At 63.6% G+C, this 25,878-nt stretch carries 21 protein-coding genes; 10 read left to right on the top strand and 11 right to left on the bottom strand.

Translation table 11 applies throughout. From position 1 onward, the window contains the following. The first annotated feature begins 120 nt into the window (after positions 1-120). Positions 121-2,685: a glycosyl hydrolase 2 galactose-binding domain-containing protein gene (locus tag AC1Q6V_RS09600; protein ID WP_058697714.1), complete on the top strand. Its 2,565-nt coding sequence runs from the start codon at positions 121-123 to the stop codon at positions 2,683-2,685. Here AC1Q6V_RS09600 and AC1Q6V_RS09595 read toward each other — a convergent pair. Beyond that, positions 2,673-3,719: a DUF1839 family protein gene (locus AC1Q6V_RS09595; protein WP_058697715.1), complete on the bottom strand. Its 1,047-nt coding sequence runs from the start codon at positions 3,717-3,719 to the stop codon at positions 2,673-2,675. The two genes, AC1Q6V_RS09600 and AC1Q6V_RS09595, sit on opposite strands and share 13 nt — an antisense overlap. Before the next feature lie 439 nt (positions 3,720-4,158). Here AC1Q6V_RS09595 and AC1Q6V_RS09590 point away from each other — a divergent pair, with 439 nt between their 5' ends. Then, complete coding sequence (locus AC1Q6V_RS09590; protein WP_454750616.1) at positions 4,159-4,776, top strand: sugar transferase; 618 nt, start codon at positions 4,159-4,161, stop codon at positions 4,774-4,776. Between the two features lie 152 nt (positions 4,777-4,928). Here AC1Q6V_RS09590 and AC1Q6V_RS09585 read toward each other — a convergent pair whose 3' ends face one another. The 6 genes from AC1Q6V_RS09585 to AC1Q6V_RS09560 all read right to left on the bottom strand — a co-directional run bounded on the left by AC1Q6V_RS09585 (position 4,929) and on the right by AC1Q6V_RS09560 (position 10,254). Beyond that, positions 4,929-5,597, bottom strand: a complete 669-nt coding sequence (locus AC1Q6V_RS09585; protein ID WP_058697717.1) for an acetyltransferase — start codon at positions 5,595-5,597, stop codon at positions 4,929-4,931. A gap of 98 nt (positions 5,598-5,695) precedes the next feature. Beyond that, positions 5,696-7,918, bottom strand: a complete 2,223-nt coding sequence (locus AC1Q6V_RS09580) for a polysaccharide biosynthesis tyrosine autokinase (protein WP_058697718.1) — start codon at positions 7,916-7,918, stop codon at positions 5,696-5,698. Between the two features lie 73 nt (positions 7,919-7,991). Then, on the bottom strand, positions 7,992-8,222 hold the full coding sequence (locus tag AC1Q6V_RS09575) for a hypothetical protein (protein WP_492350764.1): 231 nt from the start codon (positions 8,220-8,222) through the stop codon (positions 7,992-7,994). Between the two features lie 64 nt (positions 8,223-8,286). Continuing rightward, a complete protein-coding gene (locus AC1Q6V_RS09570; protein ID WP_459543562.1) occupies positions 8,287-9,498 on the bottom strand; it encodes a polysaccharide biosynthesis/export family protein in 1,212 nt (403 codons plus the stop codon). Positions 9,499-9,589: 91 nt separating this feature from the next. Then, positions 9,590-9,793 (bottom strand): hypothetical protein, encoded by a 204-nt coding sequence (locus tag AC1Q6V_RS09565; protein ID WP_143010706.1) that lies wholly within the window; start codon positions 9,791-9,793, stop codon positions 9,590-9,592. Beyond that, positions 9,790-10,254: a low molecular weight protein-tyrosine-phosphatase gene (locus tag AC1Q6V_RS09560; RefSeq protein WP_058697721.1), complete on the bottom strand. Its 465-nt coding sequence runs from the start codon at positions 10,252-10,254 to the stop codon at positions 9,790-9,792. The genes AC1Q6V_RS09565 and AC1Q6V_RS09560 overlap by 4 nt, the downstream gene beginning before the upstream one ends. A gap of 920 nt (positions 10,255-11,174) precedes the next feature. Between AC1Q6V_RS09560 and tviB the strand changes: the two genes are divergently transcribed. From tviB to AC1Q6V_RS09540, 4 genes are read left to right on the top strand one after another with little or no spacing between them, the layout of a single operon-like run. Then, positions 11,175-12,452 carry a Vi polysaccharide biosynthesis UDP-N-acetylglucosamine C-6 dehydrogenase TviB gene (gene tviB / locus AC1Q6V_RS09555; RefSeq protein ID WP_058697723.1) on the top strand — a complete coding sequence of 426 codons (1,278 nt, stop codon included), beginning with the start codon at positions 11,175-11,177 and terminating at the stop codon, positions 12,450-12,452. Between the two features lie 46 nt (positions 12,453-12,498). Beyond that, on the top strand, positions 12,499-13,584 hold the full coding sequence (locus AC1Q6V_RS09550) for an SDR family oxidoreductase (protein WP_454750618.1): 1,086 nt from the start codon (positions 12,499-12,501) through the stop codon (positions 13,582-13,584). A gap of 29 nt (positions 13,585-13,613) precedes the next feature. Continuing rightward, positions 13,614-15,644, top strand: coding sequence for an asparagine synthase (glutamine-hydrolyzing) (gene asnB, locus AC1Q6V_RS09545; protein WP_058697725.1), 2,031 nt, complete (start codon positions 13,614-13,616; stop codon positions 15,642-15,644). Further along, the gene (locus tag AC1Q6V_RS09540) at positions 15,632-16,750 is read left to right on the top strand and encodes a glycosyltransferase family 4 protein (protein WP_058697728.1); all 1,119 of its coding nucleotides are present in this window, start codon (positions 15,632-15,634) and stop codon (positions 16,748-16,750) included. Before asnB ends, AC1Q6V_RS09540 begins: the two co-directional genes overlap by 13 nt. Positions 16,751-16,998: 248 nt before the next feature. Here AC1Q6V_RS09540 and AC1Q6V_RS09535 read toward each other — a convergent pair whose 3' ends face one another. After that, positions 16,999-18,081 (bottom strand): glycosyltransferase family 4 protein, encoded by a 1,083-nt coding sequence (locus tag AC1Q6V_RS09535; protein ID WP_058697726.1) that lies wholly within the window; start codon positions 18,079-18,081, stop codon positions 16,999-17,001. Positions 18,082-18,212: 131 nt separating this feature from the next. Continuing rightward, positions 18,213-20,255: a nucleoside-diphosphate sugar epimerase/dehydratase gene (locus AC1Q6V_RS09530; protein WP_058697727.1), complete on the bottom strand. Its 2,043-nt coding sequence runs from the start codon at positions 20,253-20,255 to the stop codon at positions 18,213-18,215. Positions 20,256-20,772: 517 nt separating this feature from the next. On the opposite strand from AC1Q6V_RS09530, the gene AC1Q6V_RS09525 reads away from it, so the two are divergent. From AC1Q6V_RS09525 to AC1Q6V_RS09510, 4 genes are read left to right on the top strand one after another with little or no spacing between them, the layout of a single operon-like run. Beyond that, a complete protein-coding gene (locus AC1Q6V_RS09525; RefSeq protein WP_454750645.1) occupies positions 20,773-21,957 on the top strand; it encodes a DegT/DnrJ/EryC1/StrS family aminotransferase in 1,185 nt (394 codons plus the stop codon). A gap of 58 nt (positions 21,958-22,015) precedes the next feature. Then, positions 22,016-22,657, top strand: coding sequence for a phosphatase PAP2 family protein (locus AC1Q6V_RS09520; RefSeq protein WP_058697729.1), 642 nt, complete (start codon positions 22,016-22,018; stop codon positions 22,655-22,657). 46 nt (positions 22,658-22,703) lie between these two features. Then, positions 22,704-23,015 (top strand): hypothetical protein, encoded by a 312-nt coding sequence (locus AC1Q6V_RS09515; protein ID WP_234788186.1) that lies wholly within the window; start codon positions 22,704-22,706, stop codon positions 23,013-23,015. Between the two features lie 11 nt (positions 23,016-23,026). Then, the gene (locus AC1Q6V_RS09510; protein WP_081050249.1) at positions 23,027-23,611 is read left to right on the top strand and encodes a GNAT family N-acetyltransferase; all 585 of its coding nucleotides are present in this window, start codon (positions 23,027-23,029) and stop codon (positions 23,609-23,611) included. A 111-nt stretch (positions 23,612-23,722) separates the two neighbouring features. Here the strand turns inward: AC1Q6V_RS09510 and AC1Q6V_RS09505 are convergent, their stop codons facing one another. Both AC1Q6V_RS09505 and AC1Q6V_RS09500 read right to left on the bottom strand, forming a co-directional pair. Continuing rightward, positions 23,723-24,655: a glycosyltransferase family 2 protein gene (locus tag AC1Q6V_RS09505; protein ID WP_058697732.1), complete on the bottom strand. Its 933-nt coding sequence runs from the start codon at positions 24,653-24,655 to the stop codon at positions 23,723-23,725. 78 nt (positions 24,656-24,733) lie between these two features. Then, complete coding sequence (locus AC1Q6V_RS09500) at positions 24,734-25,690, bottom strand: LuxR C-terminal-related transcriptional regulator (RefSeq protein ID WP_058697733.1); 957 nt, start codon at positions 25,688-25,690, stop codon at positions 24,734-24,736. Between the last annotated feature and the right edge of the window lie 188 nt (positions 25,691-25,878).

Raw genomic sequence — 25,878 nt, 5'->3', positions numbered from 1 at the left:
GAGGTGCCGTGACGGCGGATGCGGCCGGGGCCTTGCCCGGCGCGGCCGTCCCGGGTTGTCACGCGTGCTCTGCCATGCTGGCGTTCCGGTCCTGTCAGGTTTTCTCAGGGAAGGCAGTCCATGAAGGCGCAAACTAACGCGGACACGGGCACTTCGGCGTCCGCTCGGCAGGCATCGCCTGGCAGCCGTCCCGGCGTCGCCATCGGCAGTGCCGCACTCGGCGGCGAGTGGGCCTGGGTGCAAATGCCCGCCGGCGTAGCCGATAGCCCCGCCGCACTGGATCCCGCCGCAGCCTGGTTGCCAGCACCCGTGCCCGGCACGGTAGCCAGCGCCCTGCGCGCTGCCGGGCGCTGGGACGACTCGGCGCCGCCGCCACTGCACCTGCATGATCATTGGTATCGCGTCAGCTTTGCCGGCCGTGGCCGCCGCGTGCTGCGCTTTAACGGGCTCGCCACGGTGGCCGAAGCCTGGCTTAACGGAAAGCTCGTGCTGAGCGCGCAGCATATGTTCGTCGCGCATGAGGTCGAGGCCGACCTGGATGACGACAACCTGCTGTACCTTTGCTTTCGCGCGCTCTATCCATGGTTGCGCAAGCAGCGCGGGCCCGTGCGCTGGAAGCCGCGAATGATCGTGCCGCCGACGCTGCGCACCGTCCGCACGACGCTGCTTGGCCACATGCCGGGGTGGTGCCCGCCGGTGCATGCGGTGGGTCCCTGGCGCTCGGTGGAATTGCTCGACCCGGCCAGCGACGACATCCTGCATGGGGTGCGCGCTGACCTGTGGGGACAGGTGCAGGGCGATCTCGGTGTCATCACGCTGCGCCTGCATTTTCCAGCGTCCGCGCCGGCTTCGGGATCGTTCGAAGCCAGGGACGCAGAGGGTTGCGGCTATCCCGGCTCGCTGTCGCGCGTTGACGATCACACCTTGGTGGGCACGGTGCGCATGGAACACCCCAGGCTGTGGTGGCCGCATACGCATGGCGAACCTTGCCTCTACGGCGTCGATGCGAACATCGAGGGGCGCGCCATCGACTGCGGCCGGGTGGGCTTCCGCACGGTATCGTCGGATCGTGCTGGCGAGTCCGGGCACTTCGCACTGTGCATCAACGGCGAGCGGGTGTTTTGCCGCGGAGCCTGCATCTCAAGCCATGACCTGCCCGGCCTGGCAGACACCGATGAAGCGTCCAGGCGTTGGCTGGCGCTGGCACGCCAGGGCGGTATGAACATGGTGCGAATCAGCGGCGTCACCTGCTATCCGGGCGAAGCGTTTTACCGAATTTGTGACGAACTTGGCTTGCTGGTATGGCACGATTTCATGTTCGCCAATTTTGACTATGGCGGCATCGGGCCTGGCATTGGTCTTACCGATGACATCACGCGTGAAGTCAGCGACTGGCTGACATCAACCCGGGCGCATCCGAGTCTCGCGGTGCTGTGTGGCGGGAGCGAGGCGGAGCAGCAGGCCGCGATGCTGGGCGCGTCGCGCAGCAACTGGAAGCAACCGCTGTTCGATGAACTGATTCCGGGCCTGGTTGCAGCCCATCGGCCGGACGTGGTGTATGTCAGCAATTCGCCGACCGGCGGCAGCTGGCCGTTCCAGCCCGACACGGGCGTTAGCCACTACTACGGCGTCGGCGCCTACCAGCGACCGTTGGCCGACGCACGCCTGGCGCAAGTGCGCTTCGCTTCAGAATGCCTGGCCTTTGCCAATGTGCCCGGTGACCGCACGTTGACGGAGTACGGCTTGTCTGCGCCGCTGCACGCGCCGCGCTGGAAAGCCGCGGTGCCGCGCGACGCCGGCACGCCGTGGGACTTCGAGGATGTGCGCGAGCACTACTTGCGTGTGCTGTATGACGTGGATCCGCCGCGCCTGCGGTATGAGCAGCCCCGGCGCTACCTGATGCTGTCGCGCGCCGTGGTCGCGGACGTCATGACCGAAGTCTTCAGCGAATGGCGGCGTGTCGGGTCGAGTTGCTCGGGTGGTCTGGTCTGGCAATTGCAGGACCTGATGCCTGGCGCCGGCTGGGGTATTGTCGACGCGTGCGGCCGTCCCAAATCGGCCTGGTATGCCTTGAGGCAAGTCTGGCAGCCGCTGCAGGTACTGATTACGGACGAAGGGCTCAACGGACTGCACTTGCACGTGCTCAACGAAACGCCGCAGCCACGTGCATTGTGGCTGGAGCTGGATTGCCTGCGCGATGGCGAGGCGGTGGTGGCGCAGGCTCGGCACAGCCTGTGCCTGCCGGCCCGCAGTGCCGAGCGTGTGGAGGCCGCTGCGTTGCTTGACCGCTTCTTCGACCTGACTTATGCCTACCGCTTCGGCCCCCCGACCCATGATGTCGTGGTGGCGACACTGTTTGCCGTTGACAGTGGCGAGCCACTGAGCCAGGCCGTCTATTTGCCCGACCGCCGTGCCGCGGCGCTCAAGGCGCCCAGCTTGCGGGCACAGCTTGAGCAAGCGGAAGGTGAGTGGTGGCTGACCGTGTCAACCCAGCGCTTCGCTCGCTGGGTGCACATCGAGGATCATGCCTACATTGCCGCCGAGAACTGGTTCCACCTTGCGCCGGGCAGCAGCCGGCGTGTCCGCCTCGTGCATGAAGGCAAGGTGGGGGGGCATGCTGTTCCGCCGCCTTCAGGCGAGATTTACGCTGTCAACGCGGAACATTCGCTTGGCTATGATGGTTGATTTTGGCCAATCGGATCATTGTCGACGCCACCGAAGGCAGTGATCAGGCCTTCCATGGTCCTGTCATGGCAGGTTTCCAGTGTATCCAGGCAGTCCGTGCATGGATCGGCGCGGCGGCGTGCCACCGCACGCGCCAGTCGGAACTGCAATACCTTGCTTTCTGTCGCGATGGTCCGTGCGGCGTTGATAGCGACCATGGGCACCTCGCGTCCCTGCTCGCGCAGCCAGCACAGCCAGTGGTGCAGCATCTCGAAATTGGCGCCGAGCTGACGCGGGAAATTGAAGGTGTACAAGTGGAAGTAAGCCTCATCACGTGCCAGCAGCGCGTCCATATGCTTGCCGAACACTTGTCGCCAGCGTCCCACCGGATTGGCTGCAGGGCGCCGGGCCAGGTGGTAGTGCATCAACGCGACCGAGGCGTCGACCAGCGCGGACGACTCGAGCGATGGCCGCGCGCGCTTCGCGCATTCGGCATAAGGGAACAGGATATTGCCATTGCCGCTGAGTTCAGGCAAAAGCCGCAGCAGGCCGCGATAGTCTTCATCCTGCGCGCTGTGATAGCCGAGACTGTGGTAGTACCAGAGGCGCTGGACCTGGCTGTCGATACGGTCGATGGCCACGGTGGTCTTGACGTGCTCGCGCCGGTACGCGGTGGCGTGCGTGTCGGGCAGGTAATAGCTGTCGACCTCAAGCAGTACGGTGTGACCGCGTTCGACCTGGGCCAGGACGTGCGCCTGGAGCGTGTCGTAGACGGCCATTTCCTGCACGACGGTTCCGTACAGCGTCTCCAGATCCATCTGCGGGTACTTGAAGAAGGTGAAGTGATCCCCTTCAAAGTCCTGGGCAACCGTGAACGGAAGTCCCGCGCGCGGATCGAGCCCCCAGCCATGCAGCAGTTCCACCCAGAGGTCGATATAGCAATTGGTTTCCTGCCAGATGGCATCGGCGCCATGCAGCAGGTGGCGATGCGCGATCGCCGCGGGGGTAGCGTCGACTCCGCCGCCACCCTCGCCGCATGCTGTGGTTGCTTTCATTTCGGTTCTCCGGACCTGTCTCGCCCCAAGGCATCGCCTGCTTGCCTGCGCGTCGACGTTTACTCTAGCGGGAGGGCTCCCATCTCTCGGTGCGCTCTCCAACAGAATCGGAGGCTTGCCCCGTACTCCAGTGTATGGTGGCGAGGCGCCAGAGCAACGTGACCGGGGCCTGTAGCACAGGCCACTCGCACCGGCAATTTGCGTTCCGTGCCCGCCATCACATAGCCGCGCAACGCATGCTTCTCACCTTGACTATATTGAGCCAGTGGAGGCGTGCAGTCAGCGCTCGCGTGCGTGGCCGAAAACCAGGCCAAGGCGCGGGCGCGGGATGCGGCCTCTGCCTGCAATGTTCACACCTTCCCCGGGCATCCCTCCATGCGGCGACGCGGTGCCCACCTTCATCGTCTGAGGCCGGATTTCAACGGCAGGATGAACCATCATGAAGCGCATCTTTGACGTCTGCCTGGCCTCGCTGGGCCTCCTGCTGCTTGCCGTTCCACTACTGTTCCTGGCTTGCGCAATCCGCCTGAAGCTGGGCAAGCCGGTCTTCTTCTGGCACGTGCGGCCAGGGCTTCACGGCGAGCCATTCGAGCTCCTCAAGTTCCGCACCATGACTGACGCCCGCGGCGAGGATGGCGAGCTGCTGTCGGATCCCGAACGGCTGACGAAATTCGGCGCATTCCTGCGCGCCACGAGCCTTGACGAGCTGCCGGAGCTCTGGAACGTCCTCAAGGGTGACATGAGCCTGGTGGGCCCGCGTCCGCTGTTGGTGGAATACCTGCCGCTCTACTCGCTTGAGCAGGCGCGCCGCCATGACGTTCGTCCTGGCATCACCGGGCTGGCACAGATCAGCGGACGCAACGCCATCAGCTGGGAGGAGAAGTTCAGGCTGGACGTGTGGTACGTCGACCACGTATCGGTGTGGCTGGACGTGGTGATCCTGTGGAAGACGGTCATCAAAGTGCTGGCACGCGACGGTATCAGCGCCGCGGGAGAATTCTCCGCACCCCGGTTCCGGGGCAGCAAGCGCAGCATGCCGGATGTCGATGCCGCCTGACATCGCGGTAACCGACATGCCTGGAGACGCAAGGGGCATCGGCGCTTCCATGAGCCGGCCGACGGTGCAGAAGCCCTGGTGCAATGCCGCTTGCCTGCTGGCTTGCCGGGGTTCATCCGAACGCCTCTGCGTCGCGGCGCGGCTACCCCTCATCACTGGTCGCGAATGCGGCGTGAGGTAATCTGCTGAGCCCCGCTAGTGATGAACTGCCGGTCTTTGGTGTTGGCAGAAACGCCGGTATGGGAGTCCACTACGCATTCCGCGCCGATTCTTATGCCGGGGTATAGCGTCGCACGTGTACCCAGGAAGCAACCAGGTCCGATCGCGGTGTTGCCATTGAGCACGGCGTGCGGCGAAAGCACCGAGCATGCGCCCGCGCGAGCACCGTGGCCAATCCCCGAGAAGACATTGGCGACCACGCCGTCTTCCACCACCGCGCCCCGGCTGACGACGGTGAAGGGAAAGATCAGGGCCCCGATGCCCAAACGGGCGGAGGGCGAGATCAAGGCTTTGTCATGCACATAGAGCGGGACCGTGATCCCGTTCTGCAAGAGCCACGACAGTATCTCCTGCCGCGCCTGCGGGGAGCCGATCGCGACCAGCACTGCCTGGCCCGGCGCGGGGCGGAACTGGCGAACTGAACCCAGATTGGGCGCATCGACCCCACCGGGAACCTTGCCTGGCGTGTCGTCAAGGAAGCCAGCCACGGTTGGCCCGCCGCGCAATGCCTCTTGGTACAGATAATCGTAGAGCTCTATCCCAAGGCCGCCGGCGCCGGCGATCACTACGGAAGAGACGGCAGGCGCATTGAGAAGTGGCATGGCTGGTTGAACGCCGAAGAAACGAAACTGAGGCCGATGATGGTGGCCGACGGTGGCTGAAAGGCATCGGTGGCGCCGGTACCGGCCGCCACCGTTATCTAAGCCTGCTTGGTCGGTGCATTGCCGTACTCGGCGAGATAGCGATACTTGCCGAAGTAATTGTGGGCCCGATACCAGCGTCCCTCGATCACGAGCCCGTTGAACAGCACGCCCTTGACCTCTGCGCCAGCCTGGCGGATGGTTCGCTGCGCCGCGATCAGCTCGCCGGCGGTGGTCTTCTCGGCGCGCGCAACGAGGAATACGGCGCCTGCCTTGCTGGCCAGGATGCCGGCGTCAGCGGCCGCAAGCACTGGCGGCGTATCGATCAGCACGAGGTCATAGCGCGATTTGAGTTGCGCCAGCAGAGAATCCATGCCCGGGCTCAGCAGCAGATCCGCCGTGTGCGGAGGCTTGGTGCCGGTCGAGATGAAATCCAGGCCGGGCGCCACCTGCCGCTGCATGACGTGCTCCAGCGGCGCACCCATCAGCAGCTCAGTCAGTCCGGGACCCCGCTTGGCCTCGAAGAGGCCATGCAAGCCGCCGCGGCGCAGGTCGGCATCGATGAGCACCACACGGTGCCCGGCTGCGGCAACCGCGGCGAAGTTGGCGCAGATGAAGGACTTGCCGACGCCTGGCGCGGGGCCGCTGATCACCACCGTCCGGCTGTTGTTGCCTGCAAGGGCGAACCGCAACGCGGTACGGAAGCTGCGCAGACTCTCCATGGCGGGGTCGTCCGGCTTTTGGAGCGCCAGTAGCCCGCCTCCGGATGGCAGCAGCGACTGCTGCTTGCTGAAGGGGATGGTCGAGTAGACGGTCATGCCTGTCTGCCGCTCGATTTCATCCGCATCGGCGATGCCGCCATCGAGGGCGTGGCGCACAAAGATCACCAGAAGGCCGGCAAACAAGCCCATGGCCAATGACATTCCGGCAATCATCCTCCGGTTAGGGCGCACTGGCTTGAGCGGTACATCCGCCGGGTCGACCATCCGCGCGGTGCCCACCTTGCTCGCCTTGATCAGCCTGAGCTGTTGGGCATCGTTTAGCAGCGACTGGAGCGACTCGGTGCTGACCTTGACGTCGCGCATCAGGCGCAGCACGTTCTGCTCTACATCCGGCAGCTTCTGGATGCGCCCGGATACGCCATTCAACTGAGCGTTCAGGCCGGCAATCTGGTTATCGATCAGTGCAATGGCCGGGTGGTTCGCAGTAAAGCGCGCAGCCAGTTCCTGCCGCCTCTGCTGCAATTCCTGCAGCCTGGTCTGGATTTGCACCGATTGTCCCAGGATCAGCTTGGACTCTTCGCTGAGATCGATCGTGCCGCGCTGATTGCGCATCGCGTTGTAACGGGTCTCGGCCGCGTCGACCTGCTGCCTGAGCACCGGTAGCTGTTGCTCGAGAAAGGCCAGCGACTTTTCCGCTTCCGCAGCTTTGCGGCGGATGTTCTGGTCGACATAGGCGTTGCCGATCTCGTTGAGGACCGCTGCCGTCATGCTCGCCGAGATGCCTTCCAGCGACACGCCAAGCACGCCGCTTTGCTTGCCACGCTCGCCGATCATCAGCCGCTCCTGCAGCCGCGTGATGGCCGCGCTGCGAGGCAGTCGACGGAGCACGAACTGGCTGCCGGGGCGCCCATCGAGCTGGCTGACCAGCATGGTGACCGTGCCGGTGGCGGTGGTGATTGCCAACGGCGTTCCAACTGTGCCCGTAGCCTCGGCATTGTCGCTGGCGAACCGCACCCGATACTGGTTGTCACCCAGCGCTGTCAGCATGATCTTGCGCTCCTCCATCGCCGCAGGCACGTCGAGCTGGGGCACGGTGATCGACTCATGTCCCCAGGCAAAGCCGCCCCATCCAAACAGCCCCGGGCGCGACAGCTCCGGGTTGAAATTGGAGATGGCCGGACCAATCAGGGGGAAATAGCGCGGCGCGGCCTCGATATACAGGCGCAGGTTGTCGACCGCCTTGCCGACCACCATTCGTGAACGCAGGAGTTCGATCTCGGCAGAAGCGGCGGGCTTGACGTCAAACACCGGCGAGACGCCGGCCGCGAGCCTGTTGGGGGCATTGCCGCTCAATTCCTCTACCTGCACCGTCATGTCGGCGCGGTAGATCGGCTTGGCAACAAGGGCATAGACAAGGCCTACGCCGACGACCAGCCCGGCTACGGACAGGAAGGTCCGGCGATAGCGAACCAGCAAATCGAGATAGGCGGTCAGATCCACTGCTGTGCCGCAATCGTCCGCACCAGCGGGGACATTGTCCCGCGTACTGACCGTTTTCATGATGCCTCTCCTTGACCATCGGCCGGTACGACTTCTTCCAGCCGCATAGACCATGATGCGATGCCCTGCTTGATCAGTTCCAGCACGATAACGAACATGCCCGGCGAACATCCGTATGGATCTGGCCTGCCACCGCTACGAGCGCTTCATCGGCAGCGCAGGCGCGATGACCGGCGAGATCGTATCCCTCGCTCGCAAGCAACCTGACAGCGCTCGGGTCGGCGGGTGCGCCAACTGGCGGTGCGAGCCCGGCAGAAACCACATCGCATGCGGGCCGGACACGGCTCGGCAGGCAAGCCGCCATCGGGCTGCGGCAGATGTTGCCGACGCAAATGACCGGGATTGAGCGAACCATCTCTCGCGTCCCGTTATCGCAGTGCGCTTGTGGCACTGAACACCGGCTGCGTACTCGGTATCAGCTGGTTGATCACGCGACTCCAGCGGACGACCTGGCGTGCGTCCACATACACCACGTCCTTCGGTTCCAACTCGAAACCCTCGGCGATGGCCAGCGCTGCTGGCGAATTGCCGTCCAGGTGGAATATATTGGGTTCGCCATCGGCCGCCTTGCGGATCACGTAGATCTGCTCCGCATTGGCCGAACTCGGATTGACCCCACCGGCATCGCCAAGCGCCTCGTTCAGTGTCATCCGCCCATTGCGCATCAGCAGGGAGGCCGGGCGCACCACTTCGCCGGTGACGAAGATCTTGTTGTCCTCGCGCTGTTCCACGCGGACAATATCGCCGGAGCGCAGCATGATGCGGGCCGGATCGACACCCTTGGCCAACAGCGCGGGGATGTTGACATACCAACTGCGCTCGCCGCGGGTAACACGAATGCGGCTGTTGTCACCGGTCAGGTTCAGCACACCGCCGGCGCGGTTGAGCGCTTCCACCAGCGTCATGGGCGCATCGTCGATGGCCTGCATGCCAGGCGTCTTGACCTCGCCGTCGACATAGACGCGCTGGCTGCGGAAGCCGAGCACGCGAACCGTCATCTGCGGATCCCTGACCACTCGCGACAGCACACGCGCCATCTGATTGCGAACATCGTTTGCCGTTCTGCCGGCCACCTTCATGACGCCGGCGTAGGGGAACTGAATATCGCCCTGCGCGCTGACCACATAGCCAGGCACGTTGGAGCCACCGGTCGACGTGGGGGGCTCAAAGGCGGCTCCGATGCTGTAGGTCTGGGTGGGAAAGACCAGTTCCGGATGGTCCCATACCACGACCGAGATGATGTCGCCAGGGCCGATCCGATAAGGCTGCGGAGTCGCGAACAGTTCCTCGACCCGCTCGTTGTCCGTACGAGCCTTACTGCGTTGAGCTTTCACCAGATCGAGGGTGATCGGTGTCACCTTGGGTACGACATCGGGCCCGATTGCACTCACTACCGCCTTGTTGTCGAAGTACATGCCCGGCGATGCGGCGCAAGCCGCGAGCAGACCTGTAGCAATAACTATCGCCAGACTGGAAAGGACATTATGGCGATCGCTAGCGAAGGCCCGGGAATGAATGCGCCAATTGACTGGTCTCACGGCGATCTCCTTGCTGATAGCAGTGGACATCGCACTGTATATGCATGCCCCCCGACGATTGCATCGTAGGAGGGGCTGCTCCCCGATTCGGTGCGTTGTCGCACACTGCATGCGACGTCTGCGAAGCCCACTGCTAGATGGTCGCAAGCACATCATGCCTGCGCGCCCTGCGGCTTTTTTGGCTATTACGCAGGCCGAAGTCTCCGCTGACCTTCCAGATGCCGGGGCACCGGGGATGCAAAGCTGCCGCAGCATCAAGATAGGCGGTCAGGCCAATCGGCTTGGCATAGGCAGCCTGACCGCTGGACACGGCTTCGCGTGTACCGACTGTCTTCAAGATGCGTCTCCATCGGTGTGTGCGGATGTTGCAGCCTCAATCTGTGCCGACCACGTCTCGATGCCTTGCTTGATCAGCCCCAGTACGATGTTGAACATACTGAGGGAGCCGCCGTACGGATCCGGCACATCCGCAGGCACAAATTCGCAAAGGCGGTATGTCTTTCCCCGGGCTTGCGGAAAGAGCAACTCCAGTTCCGTGCGCTGTTCGTTGTCCATCACCAGGACCAGCTCGGCAGCTGCCACCATGATCGCGTCGACGGCGCGCGCGCGATGGCTGGCGAGATCACAGCCCTCATCTGCCAGCAGCCTGATCGCACGCGGATCGGCATTCGCGCCAATCGGAGGCGCGAGTCCTGCCGAGGCGATCTCGCAGTCCGGCAAGGCGCGCCGGAGCAGGCATGCTGCCATCGGGCTGCGGCAAACGTTGCCGACGCAGATGACAAGGATGGACCTGATCATGCTGTCGCGCCTGTCAGACAACACTGATGGTACTGAACATGGGCTGGGTGACGGGGAGCGGCAGGTTGATCATGTGGCCCCACCGTACCATGTCAGTCACGTCTGGCACGGCGTCGGGTCCGATTGCCGCAATTTTTGTCTTCAACCCAGAATCCGTGCCTGGCGACGCGGCGCGTGCGGCCAGCACCAATACAGAGCCAAGCAAGACGAAGCATGATGTGATGGCATGACAGAGCCATCCTAGTCCCACCCCACCTGAGTCCTTCCCGGCCGGGATCGGTCTCATAGCAGTCTCCTTTATGGATACGAGCGGACATGGTGCCCCATCCATGTCTCAGCTATTGCATCGTAGGGAGGCACAAGCAATTACTCGGTGCGCTCTCGCACACTGGTCGGGTTCGCCGCCAATGGGTGGAAAGCGGGCAGGCTGCATTTGGGCGTCTGATCGGAGGACTCATCCCTGAGGATGAGAGCGCAGTGGGCGAGGCACCGTCCTTGCCCTTTTCCTCGGGCGTGCAGCATCGCATTCAGCCTTTAGAACGACAGCCATAGCGCGGCGTCGTTGCCAGACCCCAGCGGTCGGCTGCGGGCGAGGTTGGCAGCTTCGTCTCAAGTTGTGCTGCCAGCCAATTGTCCTTGCTGCCCGGCCCGGGAATGTGCGGGCGGCAACGGTGCTGAAGAGAAACCCTGGGCCAGTATTTCCCCAATCCACTGAAACAGCCCGAGCTGCGCAATGTATCCACAGATTTCCGATTCGCCCGGTCCGATTGAAGGCGCGGCGCGCCCGCTATCCATCCGGTCTTCTGTACGCCAAGGCACGAAGCCCCGCGCACAGAGCGCTGCCCGCCCCGGATAATCCTTCAAAAGTCCGCTCTTCCATGCCGGCCCCGGCAGGCTCACTCACCCAGGAGATCACGGCCATGGACCTCAGTAATGCACAAATCGCCATCATCGGCCTGGGTTACGTCGGCCTGCCGCTCGCGGTGGAGTTCGGCAAGCAGCGGCCCGTCGTGGGCTTCGACATCAATGCCGCGCGCATCGATGAGCTGCGCAGCGGCCGGGATGCCACGCTGGAGGTCAGCCCGGATGACCTGCGCAGCGCGCGCCACCTGAGTTACAGCAGCGACCCCGCGGCCCTGAGGGATTGCCAAGTCTTTGTCGTTACTGTACCCACGCCGGTGGACAAGGCCAAGCGTCCGGACCTGACACCGCTGATCCTGGCGAGCGAGACAGTGGGCCGTGCAATGGCGCCAGGCGCCGTAGTGATCTACGAATCGACCGTCTACCCCGGCGCCACCGAGGAGATCTGCGTGCCGGTGCTGGAACGGCATAGCGGCCTGAAATTCAACGCGGACTTCTTCTGCGGATACAGCCCGGAACGCATCAACCCGGGCGACAGGGAGCACCGGCTGCCGGATATCCGTAAGGTTACCAGCGGCAGTACGTCCGAGGTCAGCGAGGCCATCGACGAGCTCTACCGGAAGATCATTGTGGCCGGCACGCACCGCGCGAGCAGCATTCGCGTGGCCGAGGCCGCGAAGGTCATCGAGAACACCCAGCGGGACGTGAACATTGCGCTGATGAACGAACTCAGCCTGCTCTTCCATAAATTGGGAATCGACACGCTCGAAGTGCTGAGGGCTGCCGGCACGAAGTGGAACTTCCTGCCATTCCGCCCGGGCCTGGTTGGCGGGCACTGCATCGGCGTCGATCCCTACTATCTCACGCATAAGGCGCAGGAGGTCGGCTATCACCCGCAGGTGATCCTGGCCGGAAGGCGCATCAACGACAAGATGGCCTTCCACGTTGCCGACGAGGTGGTGAAGCTCATGTTGCGTCGGGGTATTCCCGTGCTCGGCAGCCGCATCCTCGTGCTTGGCCTGACCTTCAAGGAGAACTGTCCGGACGTGCGCAACACCAAGGCCGTGGACATCGTGACGACGCTGCGGGGCTACAACGCCGAGATCGACGTCTATGACCCCTGGATCAACGTCGAGGAAGCCGAGGAGGAATATGGCCTGGCGTGCCTGCGCGAGCCTCCGCGGTGCGATCAGTACGACGCGATCGTGCTGGCCGTGCCCCATCACCAGTTCGTCACCATGGGCGTGAGAGCAATCAAGGCCTTCGGCAAGCCCCATGCAGTGCTGTTCGACGTGAAAGGGATCTTGCCAAGGAGCGAAGTCGACGCACGCCTGTAGGAACGCCCCGAAACCCGCCCGAGCCGGCACAGCGGTAGAAAAGCCTATGGAAGCCAACACCTACGCGCACCTCAAGGTCCGCCTGGCTGCCACGCCTTGCACGTGGCTTGTCACCGGCGTCGCCGGATTCATCGGCAGCAACCTGCTGGAAACACTGTTGCGGCTAGACCAGCGCGTTGTGGGCCTGGACAACTTCTCCACCGGCCACCGGCGCAATCTCTGCGAGGTCGAGGCGCTGGTGTCGCCCAGGCAGTGGGGCAAATTCCAGTTCATTGAAGGCGATATCCGCAACCTCGAGCATTGCCGCAGCGCCATGCTGTTTCGCGAGCCCCAACGCAAGGGAGCAGCCGCCGACTTGTATCCGGTGGATTTCGTGCTGCATCAGGCGGCTCTCGGCTCCGTGCCCCGCAGCCTGGAAGACCCCATCTCGACTCACAGCGTCAACATCAGCGGCTTCCTGAACATGCTGGTCGCCGCCCGCGACGCCCAGGTCAAAACCTTCGTCTATGCGGCAAGCAGCAGCACCTACGGCGACCACCCGGGCCTGCCGAAGGTGGAAGAAAACATTGGCAAGCCCTTGAGCCCCTATGCGGTCACCAAGTACGCGAACGAGCTGTACGCAGACGTCTTCGCCCGCTGCTACGGCGTGCATGCCGTCGGATTGCGCTACTTCAATGTGTTCGGGCCGCGCCAGGACCCCAACGGCGCCTATGCGGCCGTGATCCCGAGATGGATCGCGGCGCTGCTGCGGCGTGAAACTGTCTACATCAATGGCGACGGGGAAACGAGCCGTGACTTCTGCTACGTCGCGAACGCCGTGCAGGCCAACCTGCTGGCCGCCGCCAGCGAAAGCCGGGAGGGCGACAGCCAGGTCTACAACATCGCCGTCGGCGACCGCACCACGCTGAGCACGCTGTTCCAGCTTCTTCGCGATGGACTCGGCCCCTACGGCATCGCCGCCGACACCGAACCGGTCCATCGCGCCTTCCGGGCGGGCGATGTGCGCCACAGCCAGGCGGACATCGGCAAGGCGAAACGGCTGCTGGGATACCGGCCCACTCACCGCATTCGCGACGGCCTGGCCGAGGCGATGCATTGGTATGTGCAGATGCATCAGGCGCTGGACGTCTGATCGTAACAGGAAGATAGGGGAAGACAACGATGTGCGGATTCGCAGGATTTCTCGGCGGCTTGCCTGCCGCTCCGCCCGACCGTGCGGCCATGCTGTCCGAGATGGCAGGCCGGATCCGCCACCGTGGGCCGGACCACGGCGATCTCTGGTGCGATCCGCACGCGCCGTTCGGCTTCGCGCACCGGCGCCTGGCGATTGTCGATCTCACCCCCGCCGGCCAGCAGCCGATGATGGCGGCCAGTGGCCGATACGTCATTGTGTTCAACGGCGAGATCTACAACCATCTCGAAATCCGCGCCGAGCTGGAAGGCGTCGGCGCCGCGCCTCAGTGGCGAGGGCATTCGGACACGGAGACGCTGCTCGCCGGTATCGATGCCTGGGGCGCCGATGCCACCGTCCGGCGCGCCATAGGGATGTTCGCCTTTGCATTGTGGGACCGGCAGACGCGCACGCTGACGCTGGCGCGCGACCGGATCGGCGAGAAGCCGCTCTACTACGGCTGGCAAGGGGCAGGCAGAGGCCGTACCTTTCTCTTCGGGTCGGAACTCAAGGCACTGCGCCCGCATCCGGCATTCGAGGGCCGCATCGACCGCGACGCGTTGAGCCTGTACATGCGCTACAACAACGTGAGCGGTGCCCATTCTATCTACCACGGCATTGCCAAACTGCCGCCGGCGCACCTGTTGACCGTCTCCATGCAGGAGCCCGATCCTGTGCCGCGCGCCTACTGGTCTGGCGCCGCGGCAGCGCTGAATGGCAAGCAAGACCCCTTCTCAGGTGACCCCGAACAAGCGGTGGACAGGCTGGAGGCGCTGTTGCGCGAGGCGGTGCGCCGCCAGATGATGTCGGACGTGCCACTGGGCGCCTTTCTTTCCGGCGGCGTCGACTCCTCGACCGTGGTCGCGCTGATGCAGTCCCAGTCGTCACAGCCGATCCGCACATTCTCCATCGGCTTCCATGACTCGGACTACAACGAAGCCGCGCACGCGAAGGCCGTCGCCCGGCATCTGGGCACGAGCCATACCGAGCTGTACGTCACGCCGGAGCATGCGATGGCGGTCATCCCGGAGCTGCCCGAGATCTACGACGAGCCGTTCTCCGACTCCTCGCAGATCCCGACGCTGCTTGTCAGCGAACTGGCCAGGCTGCACGTTAAGGTGTCGCTCTCGGGCGACGCGGGCGATGAGTTGTTCGGCGGGTATAACCGCTACCAGATCACGGCCGAACTGTGGCATCGACTTGCTCACATTCCCCGCCCAGTGCGCGTCGCAGCGGCATGGGGGCTGACCCGCCTCTCTCCGCGCCGGATCAATCAGATTGCAGCATCGCTTCCCATGGCTTCGCGCTGGGCCCACGTGGGCGAAAAGGTCCACAAAGGTGCCGGCGTCATGGCCGCGCGCTCTGCAACCGAGCTCTACCTTGGCATGGTTTCCCAGTGGCAATTCCCGAAGGCAATCGTCGTAGGTGGGACGGAGCTGGCCTCTGTGCTGGACAGCGCCATGGGTTCGCTCGAGACGCTGAGCGACGTAGAACGCATGATGGCGTCCGACATGCTGACCTATCTGCCCGACGACATCCTCACCAAAGTCGACCGCGCGGCTATGGCGCGAAGCCTGGAGACGCGCGTGCCGTTCCTCGATCACCACGTGGTCGAGTTCGCCTGGCGCCTGCCCCTGGCTTACAAGATCCGCCGGGAAGGTGCCGGATACACCACCAAGTGGGCGCTCAGGCGCGTGCTTGACCGCTACGTGCCCAGTGAACTGATCGAGCGGCCGAAGATGGGTTTTGGCGTCCCGATCGACGCCTGGCTGCGTGGGCCGCTGCGCGACTGGGCCGAAGACCTTCTTGACGGGCAGCGCCTGCGACGCGAGGGCTATCTGAATCCGGAACCGGTTCGCAGGCGGTGGGCAGAACATCTTTCCGGGCAGCGCAATTGGCAGCATCCGCTGTGGTGTGTGCTCATGTTCCAGGCTTGGTTAGCACACGAAACCGCACAGCAGACTTCCCCCGAACAGGCCTGCCGGGTTGAATTCAATTGGAGGCCGGCATGCGCTTTCTGATGATCGCGAGCTTTGCGGAGTCGCTGATCGCATTTCGCGGCCCGCTCATGGAGGCATTGCAGGAAAAGGGACTGGAGATGCATGTCGCCGCGCCGGACATGCCGGTGGGACACTCCATCCGCGCCGCGCTGGAGTCGCGCGGCGTGGTCGTGCATCACGTTCCCCTCGAGCGTAACGGCAAGAACCCGCTGGCCGACGCGCGCACGCTGCTCGCATTGCATCGCCTGATGCGGCGGGTCAGGCCTGACTGCGTAATGTGCTATACGATCAAGCCCGTCATCTACGGCATGCTGGCGGCCTGGCTGGCCCGTGTGCCACGCCGCTTCGCGTTGATCACGGGGCTGGGCTACGCCTTTGGCGAGGACAAGGGCAGGAACGGCCTGCGTGCCGTGGTGCAGCGGCTGTATGCGCTGGCACTCAGCCGGACAGATACCACCTTTTTCCAGAATCCGGATGACGAGGCGCTGTTCCGCCGGTCCGAGATCCTGCCACCCGACAGGCGTTCGTGTATCGTCAACGGCTCCGGCGTCGACGTCGCCAGCTTCCAAGTCGCGCCCTTGCCGGACGACAGCCCCCGCTTCCTGCTGATCGCCCGCCTGCTGGGCGACAAAGGCGTGCGCGAGTATGCCGAGGCGGCTCGGCGCATCCGGGCACGGGGCGCCAGAGCGCGCTTCAGCCTGGTCGGCTGGATCGACAACGGCCCCGACGCCATCGCCCAGCAGGAACTTGACGCATGGGTGGCCGATGGAACCATCGACTACCTCGGTCGCCTGTCCGACGTCCGCCCGGCTATTGCTGGCTGCAACATCTACGTGCTGCCTTCCTACGGAGAGGGCACACCGCGTTCCGTGCTCGAAGCCATGGCGATGGGGCGCCCCATCATCACCACCGATGCACCGGGCTGCCGCGAGACGGTGGTTGATGGAGACAACGGCCTGCTGGTGCCGGTCAGGTCAGTCGGCGCGCTGGAGCAGGCCATGATGCAGCTGATAGAGGACTGGGAAAAAGTCGTAAACATGGGCCAGCGCTCGCGCCAGATCGCCGAAAGCAAGTACGACGTGCGCAAGGTCAACGCGGCGATGCTGCGCGAGATGGGGTTCGAGTAGGCGCCGGCAGACGCAGGGCGCGTGGAGCATCGCTTGCCCGGATCGCACATCCATGGATTGGGCCTTGAGTTGTCCGGCCTGACGTGCAGAGGATCATGAGGTGCGCTGCCCGTGACGGCGTTGCCGGTAATCCGGATACTACAGGGTGGAGCCGGTCTAACCATGAGCGAACCGAGGCGCAGTTTCTTGGCGGGGCTAGCCGTCTTCCCTTTCGTATCCGGCCGGAGTGTCAGGTATGAGTTTGGATGTCATCGTGTTGATGTTGCGGCCTGCGAGAACATGGTCGCTATTTTCGGGGCTACCTTCTGCACGCAGTAGAGGTTTTCGACGAGCCCGCGTCCAGCTCTCCCCATGGTGTCTCGAAGCTCGGCGCTAGTGAGCAGTAGCGACAGTCTCGAGATCCAGTCCGCCTCGCCCCGCGCCAGAAAGCCATTAAAGGTATCCCGCACAATCTCCTGGTTGACCCCTATTGGCGAGGCGATCACTGGCAGGCCGCATGCCATGTACTGGATCAGCTTGTACCCGCATTTGCCTCGTTCCCATGGAGAATCGACGAGCGGCATGATACCGACGTCGCAATCCGCAATGGAGGCAGCCTCTGTGTCTTCGGTCCAGGGGATGCATTCCACATCCACGCCCGGGGCGCTGAACTGGCTGCCTATCACGCGCAGGGTGAATTCATGGTGGTAGGCCAGGGAAGCTAGGGCTGATTTCAGAACACCCAGGTACTTGACAGTGGATGGCGAGCCGATCCAGACAATACGCAAAGGCGTGGCAGGATTCTCGCTCAGTCGACGCTGGACGGTGTAGCGGCCCAGTTCGACGACTGTCGGGACAATCTCGACCCAACTCGCGCCTGCGCGCCTTGCGCGCTCCGCCAGGTACTCGTTCCCGGCGATGACCAGGCGGGCGCCCGACATCAGGGTGTCCAAACGACGACCGTACAAGGATCGCACCAGTGCGGAACGATGGAGATCATAGACATGGAACTGCGCGTCATCGTAGTCCAGAATATATGGCACCCCCTTCAACAGGCCACTTTCCAGCCAGACCGGGAACCAAGGGAGCGCCTCTTTCTCGATCCAGATGAGGTCAAAGTCTCGCCGCCTGACCAGCGCGAGCAAACGTCGCGCATAGGACTGAAGCAGCGACGTGATGACGTAACCGGCACGGCTGTAGCGCTGTCTGAGAACCGCATCAGATAGCAGCGGCTGTACCGTCACCGACAGGCCGGCGCGTTCCAGCCATGGCAGAAATTGCAGGCCGCGCAAACGAGACGATGCGCCAAGCCGTCCGTACCTTGTAAGCACCAGGATGCGAGGTCCTTTCATTGCCGATTCCCCTTGGCAGGGAACTGCCTGTTCACGAGATGGGCCACGGGAAGGATGAAAATCCATTGGAAGGTGACAGCTTCGATACAGCGTCCGTCCGGCGTTATCCGTCTTCAACGCCGGTTCGTGGGTCAGGGCACATCGCCACGACTCACGGCACTTGCCGGTTTGAGCTCATCCGGACTGTCGCCAAGCAGGCCACGTGCCGTGATTTTCCGGATCGTTGCTTGCAACGGCTCGCGGGCCTCTTCCGCTGACTTCGGCCTTCGTTCGCCAGAGCGGTTTGCATCCAGCGAGCTGTAGGGAGCGTATTCCGGCACGATCAACTGCACCGCCGTCTGGATCGCGACTTCGTCGCGCATTTCGCAGGCGGTGAATAGCTGGTCCAGCCTGCTGTGCAGATCGGCCTCTTCCAAGCATGGCTCATGCGAGCACATGATGCGTTCGTGCACACTGGGCGTGACGTCACCGCCGATCAGCAGTTCCTCGTAAAGCTTTTCGCCCGGTCGCAGCCCGACGAACTTGATCTCAATGTCGCCACTTGGATTCTTGCGTGTACGCTCGACCAGCCCGGACATCTCGATCATCGTGCGCGCCAGATCAACAATGCGTACCGGCTTGCCCATGTCCAGCACGAAAACCTCACCGCCCTTGGCGATGGCGCCGGCCTGGATGACGAGCTGGGCCGCCTCCGGGATCAGCATGAAGAAGCGGATCACATCCGGATGCGTGATCGTGATGGGCCCGCCCTCGCGGATCTGCTTGCGGAACAGCGGTACCACGGAGCCGGATGAGCCCAGCACATTGCCGAAGCGAACCATCGAGAAGGTAGTGCGCGTGCTCGGGCGCGCGGCCGCGGCCTGGAACACGAGCTCGGCAATGCGCTTGCTGGCCCCCATCACGTTGGTGGGCCGTACAGCCTTGTCGGTGGACACCAGCACGCAGGTTTGCACGCCGAAATGGTCCGAAAGATTGGCGACTGTGCACGACCCTAGCACGTTGTTGCGTATGCCTTCCGACATGTTCGCTTCCACCAGCGGCACATGCTTGTAGGCCGCGGCGTGGTAGATCGTGTCCACACGCTGGCCGCGCAGCGCGGCGGAGACTGCCGTGGCATCGCAGACGGAGCCGATCCGTGCGGTGATCTCCAGCTCGGGGTAACGCAGCCTGAGTTCTTGCTCGATCGCGTAAAGCGCGTACTCCGAGTGTTCGAACAGGATCAGACGCTGGGGATCCTGGGTCGCGATCTGGCGGCACAGTTCCTTGCCGATGGACCCGCCTGCGCCGGTGACCATGACCGTCTTGCGATGGATGCATTTGGCGAACAGTTCTTCGCGAGGTCGGACACTGTCGCGGCCCAGCAGGTCCTCGATGCTGACGTCGCGGATGGACTGCACGCTGATTTTTCGATCTACCAGTTCCAACAGGCTGGGCAGCGTGCGCACGCTGACTGAATAGCGGTGCAGTCTGTCGATAATCTGCCGGCGGCGCTCGACCGACAGTGACGGCACCGCCAGTACGACCTCATGGATGCCGTGCTGCTGAATCTGCTCGCGCATTTGGTTGCTGTGATAGACCGGCAGGTCGGCGAAGATATTGCGGTTGAGCGTAATATCGTCGTCGAAGAAGCATACCGCCTTGTGGCCAACGCTTGATCGCATGGCAATGGCTAACTGGAATCCTGCTTCGCCAGCACCGAAGATGCCAACACGCAACGCCGAGCGATCGCGCTGAGCCTGGCGATTTTTTTCTTGGGAGAACGTCAGCAACGAGCGTGCGACGAAGCGTGACGTCACAAGATATGCAAATGCAATGAACCAGTAGATGAGCAGACCGCTACGAGGCAGCCGGTCGAGATGCACAAGGAACGAGAGTGCATAGGTGAGTCCGACCAGGCAGGCCAGGCTGATGCCGGTGGTCCAGAGAACCTTGAGATCAAAATATCTGACCACAGTCCGATACAGCCCGCTCAGCGAGAAGACGGGGATCGTACATGCGGCAATGATGAGCGGCGGCGCCATGCCGTACTGCACCAGCAATTCGGAATTGCCCGCGCGCAGGAACAACGCCAGCGCGAAGCACAGGGGCAACGCCAGCAGGTCCGCCGACAACATGAGTGCCACCTTATGGCGTCTTGGTAGCGCTATAAGCCACTGCGACAGGAGATTTCTCATTTGCCAAGGCCTCACGTCATCACAGCTGAGGTCCGGCTGCGACCAGACCACGACCCAGGTGCCCCCAATGGCGGGACACACAACAGCGGTTTCGCGGCGTTCTCCATTGTTTTGAGAATTTTTTTAGGGAAAGGCTGACGGTGTGGCGGCAACCGACATCTTGCTGTCGGCATTGACGCCCGACTTGCCCTTAATGCCGTCCGGGCGACGGAATGCCTTCGACACTGGTGCAGATGGAAGCCATTATGGGTTTTGCCCCGCGACGCGTAATCTCGCAAGGTGCGCTTGCGTACGAAAGTGCATAAGTCCGGGCGAGCGCACATGAGGCTCATCTGTGCGAACTAGTCCATCTGGCCGGCTTCACGCCCGAAGTCAGGTCTGGTTAGATAAACGCAGCTTCCATGAGCAAAGCGGGCGGCATCGTGCAACGAGTCCCCCATATGTTTGTTCGGCATTGTGGCGGATGCCATGGAGACTGCGACGCCCGTGCCGACTTCGATTGCCGAGGTGGATGACCATGTTAGACAGCGGTTTCTCTCCCTGGCCGAGCTTTACTACCGAGGAGGCAGCCGCCGTGCAGCGGGTACTGCTTTCGAACCGGGTGAACTATTGGACCGGCGCCGAATGCAGGGCGTTCGAGAAGGAGTTTGCCGAGTGGACCGGCTCGTCCTACGCGGTCGCGCTGGCAAACGGTACGCTCGCGCTGGACCTTGCCCTCAAGGCGCTGGACGTCGGCCCCGGGGATGAGGTGGTGGTCACGCCGCGGACGTTCATCGCCAGTATTTCGTGCGTGGTCAATGCCGGTGCGATTCCGGTGTTTGCCGATGTCGATGCCGATAGCGGCAATCTGACGGCGAATACCATCGCGCGCGTGCTGACGCCAAGAACGCGTGCGATCATCTGCGTGCATCTCGCGGGCTATCCGTGCGACATGGGCCCGATCATGGAACTGGCGCGATCGAGAGGGTTGAAGGTCATCGAAGATTGTGCGCAGGCGCATGGGGCTCGTTATCGCGGGCGTGCTGTTGGCACAGTCGGACATGTCGGTGCCTGGTCTTTCTGTCAGGACAAGATCATGACCACCGGCGGCGAAGGTGGCATGGTGACCACCAACGACGAGGCGCTCTGGTCGCGCATGTGGTCTTACAAGGATCACGGAAAGAGCTGGGAGGCCGTGTACCAGCGCCCCCATCCGCCTGGATTCCGTTGGCTGCACGAGTCTTTCGGCACCAACTGGCGCATGCTGGAGCTGCAGGCCACGATCGGCCGCCTGCAGCTCAGGCGCATGGAGCATTGGACCCGCCAGCGCACTGCCAACGCGATGGCGCTGATCCAGGCGCTCGCTTGCTGTCCGGCGTTGCACGTGCCGCTGCCACCTGCCGACTGCCAGCACGCCTGGTACAAGCTTTACGCCTACGTCCGGCCGCATGCGCTGAACGCTGGCTGGGACCGCGACCGCATCATGGCCGAAATCAACGCCGGCGGCGTGCCCTGCTACGCGGGAACGTGCTCAGAGGTCTACTTGGAGAAGGCCTTCGAGGATACCGGCTGGCGCCCGGCTGAGCGGCTGTCTGTGGCGCGCATGCTGGGTGAGACCAGCCTGATGTTTCTGGTGCACCCGACCCTGACCGCGGCCGAGATCGAGAGGACTGGCGCGATGGCGTGTGCTGTGATGCGGTCTGCCACGCGAGCGGTTGCATGATCGGATGGATATGTCGTAGCCGCGCCGACCGGCGGCGGGGGCAACGATGAGTCCCTGGATGCCAATAATCCTGCTTGGGGACAGCAGGTTGGTTTTGCCGCTGGCGGCCGCTATTGCGCTATGGCTGACCGGCGCTGGGCAATGGCGCCACGCCTTGCGTTGGCTAGTCTGGTTCGGATCGGGGGCGGCTCTGGTTGCCGCGGACAAGCTCGCGTTCGCGTCCAGCGGCTGGTCCTGGCCCGCGATTGACTTGTACGTTGTCAGCGGCCATGCCATGCTGACAACAGCGACTTACCCGGTATTGCTGATGTTGATGGGCGCGCGAATCAGCGTGCGTGGGGCACGCTGCGGGTGGTTGGCGGGGCTTGGGATGTCGGCCCTGATGTGCGTCGTGCTGGTGGCGGGACACTACCATACCATTGCCGAGACCCTGGCAGGTGCCGTCATCGGGCTGGCAATTTGCACGTTCAATGCCGGTATGCCGACGCGCCTGCAAAGCAGGTGCACTCCGATAATGTTGGCATTGCTATTATTTTTGGCCTGTGCGGCCGCGATTCCGGCCGGGCGCAAGACAGCCAGGCACGCTGTCCAGTTGCTCGGTACGGAGCGGCAGGGCATATCACTGCAGTACTTGCGGCACATTCATGTGAACCCTGATACGGGAAAGACCGTAGTGACCGTCTTGCGGTGCTGGGGGTAATGCGACGTGACGGTCGACCAAAATAATGACTCTTTGGGAAGGCCTGGTGCATGCCAATCTGTTTAGATCGGATGATGCCGAATGGCGCGATCTTCTGAAGCGTTGCTGGCACGACTGCCACCAAAAACCGGGCTGGCTGCGAGCCGCTGAGCATGCTGATGGCGGGATTGCACTGGCGGTGCATGTGAGTGATGGCAAACACGAGTTGCTGGTGCCGATCTTGCGCCGTGAGCTCGGTGCAGGCATCTGGGATGCAACGTCGCCCTATGGCTATGCCGGCCCTGTTGTTACCGGGGCGGCGCGGGATGGCTTTGCCGACGAGGCCATGCAGGCTGCAGTTTCACTCCTGCGCGAGTAAGGCTGCGTGTCATGGTTTATCCGGCTGCATCCGATCCTCAACGCGGACTGGCGGAGCAGACTTGGCTTGGTGGTAGTGCACGGTCCAACGGTTTCGATCGATCTCTGCAAAACGCCGGAGGAACACTGGCGCGACCCCTGATCGAGCAGCTCGGCGACGAGTTGCTACTGTTCGTCGCCGAGGAAGAAGGCCGCATCATCGGTGGCGCGACGTTCACAGTGGCACCACAGGCCGGCATTATGCAATATCACCTGTCCGCGGCCGAAGACAAATTCCGCCACCGTCAGCCGGCCAAGCTGATCATCCACACGGCCCGAGAATGGGGGCGCCAGAATGGTTACAAGCGCCTTCATTTGGGTGGAGGCCTGGGCTCGCAGCAGGATCCGCTGTTCGAGTTCAAGGCCGGATTTTCGCCTGATACCCATGTGTTTCGCACCCAACGGGTGGTAGTCGATCCGCAACGGTATGTGGCGCTGGCGGGCAATACGGCATCGGTACTGGACGACCTGAGCGGCTTTTTCCCCGCCTACCGGAGCGATGCGCAGAGGCCCACCCGCCCGCCTGCCCACCAGCCTGACACGAAGGCTCGTCTCTAGGGGCAGCTTCGGTTCGGCGTTGCCAATGCCTTCGCCGCATGGAGTGAAAAGCCGCCATGATGCGGACATACGTTGTTCACCACGGTTCGCAGAAACGGGTACGCGATAACGCTATTCGCGCGGCACAGGCGTGCGCAGGCCAGCAGCGGGCCCAGTTCCCAAGTGCTCATCGGCATAACGGTTGCGCAGCAGCCACCACAGGTAGCTCGCTGTAGCGTAGAAGAGGCGGATTCCGTGCGGACCTGCTGCGCGCAGATTGCGCCCAAGGTCATGAGGAAGCGCCATCAGCAGGAACAGGACTTTGGACGGACGTTGCCTGCCGTGGCCATTGCGACGGCACGCCACAAACAGGCGAGAGGCTTCACTGGCGGGGCAAGACCGGCCTCCAGACAGCGACGGCAAGCGTTGGTTGACAGCACTCGCGACCATCTCGATGCGGTAGCCGTGTTCCTGTACTGCGCAGCCAGACAGTTCGAGCTCGTCATATCCTCCGGCCAGTTGCTCGTCAAACACCACACTCGCGAACAGTTCCCGCGGGAACACGGCGCTGCGCAGCAGCACTGTGCACAACCGCTCGCCATGGCGGTAGTTCTGCGTCGGATACCCGAGGAAGGCCGGCTTGCGTGGATCGCAGCGCTGCCCCTGGCAGAGTTCGGCCCCGGTCAGGATGAGCGGCGTCGCACAGCCGGCGGTGGCCCGGCGGATATGGTCGTCGGCAATACACTCGGCCATCTGCTGCAGAAAGGTCGCACCCAGCAGCGTCTGATCATCCAGGAACAGCACATGCGAGCCGGTGGCCGCGCACAGAGCGCGGTTGCGGTTGGCCGCCGGGGTGCGGCGCGGGCCTTCCAGATAGGTGATGTCCGGATAGTCCCGGCGCATCATCTCGCGCGTGTCGTAGCCGCTGCTGTCATCCGTGACGATGAGCTGGTGCGCCGGCATGGTGGAATCAGCGACCGATTGCAGCGTGTGCCGCAGCTGCTCGGGATGGTCGCACGTGTAGATGCACACCGAAACGGTGGGCAGGAACGAGCTTGCCGGCATGGTGACCCCTCCAATGTTCGGCAGATGGCAGACACCTGCGCCGGCCCGTCTGGTGCGGGCGCGGCGCAAGGTCCTGAACTACAGCACCGGGCTGGCGGCCTGGAGCGCGGCTTCGCCGGTGCGGGGCGCAACCACAGGGCGCGCGGTGCTGCCGCGCGTGAAGCGTTCATCGCCGCTGACCCACTCGAGCGTCGCGCCACGTTGCAGGGCGGCATAGACGGCCTCGCCCTTGTTGCGTACCTTCAGGCGCTGGTACAGCGTGCAGGCGTGACTCTTGACAGTTGCCACCGAGATATTGAGCATGCGGCTGACGGTCTTGATCGGGTAGCCGCGTGCCAGCAGCACCAGCACCTCGTACTGGCGCGGCGTGATCTTCAGCATTTCGGCTTCGTCGTAGCTGGGCTCTTCCTCGACCAGCGGGGCTGCATTGGTGGCAGCCGGGGCCGACAGCGGCTGCCCCGGCCGGAGGCCGGTGAGGTCGCGCACCGCCACGGTGGTGCGTGCGGCACCGGGCGTGCCGGCGCATGCCACCAGCGACAGTTGCTCGCCTGTGAGCGCGTGCGCAGGGTTCAGCGGAAGCGGCGCGGCCGAGGCCAGCGACTGCACGGCCGGCATGGCCGAACGCGACGCCGACGGCATCGAGCCGGTTTCGGCCGAGAACAGCAGCCCCTGCACGCCTGACACCGCCAGCCGGATGGCCGCCTCGATCACCGCCAGCGAAGCGGATTTCGGCAGGCAGCCGCAGACGCCGCGGGCGCTGTCCGCGTTGGGCACATGCAATGGCAAGATGTCTGCCAGGATCAGGATGCGTTGCGGCGACAGTGCTTCGCGGGCCTGTTCGAGCTGCGGCCAGCCAGACCCCACATCGGCGGGCATGCCGAATACCAGCAGGTCTGCGTTGTGGTGCCGGGTGTCCAGCCTGGCGATGTCCGCGGGCGCAATGGCGGCAACCTGGGCAGACTCCTGGATGTTCTCGAGCATCTGCAACAGCCCGAGCCGGAGCAGTGGATGCTCCTCGATCAGCAACGCGTTCATTGACTTCACTCCCCGTTACTCGGGGGCGGAATGCGGGGCGCTTTGCGTATGGAGGGCATTGCAGGACAGCAGTCACCTGCGGCGACTGGCTGCTTGTCTGACCCCCATGCTTCCATGCTCCGGCAGTCCCGTTTTTCTGGATGGAACTTGTCGGTGGCTGGAAGGTTGACCCGAACCCGAACCCGAAG

It is taken from the genome of Cupriavidus sp. GW823-FHT07B10 (genome assembly GCF_058794355.1).
Note: the sequence above shows the minus strand (reverse complement) of the source record. Positions and strands in the feature narration are given on the sequence as shown.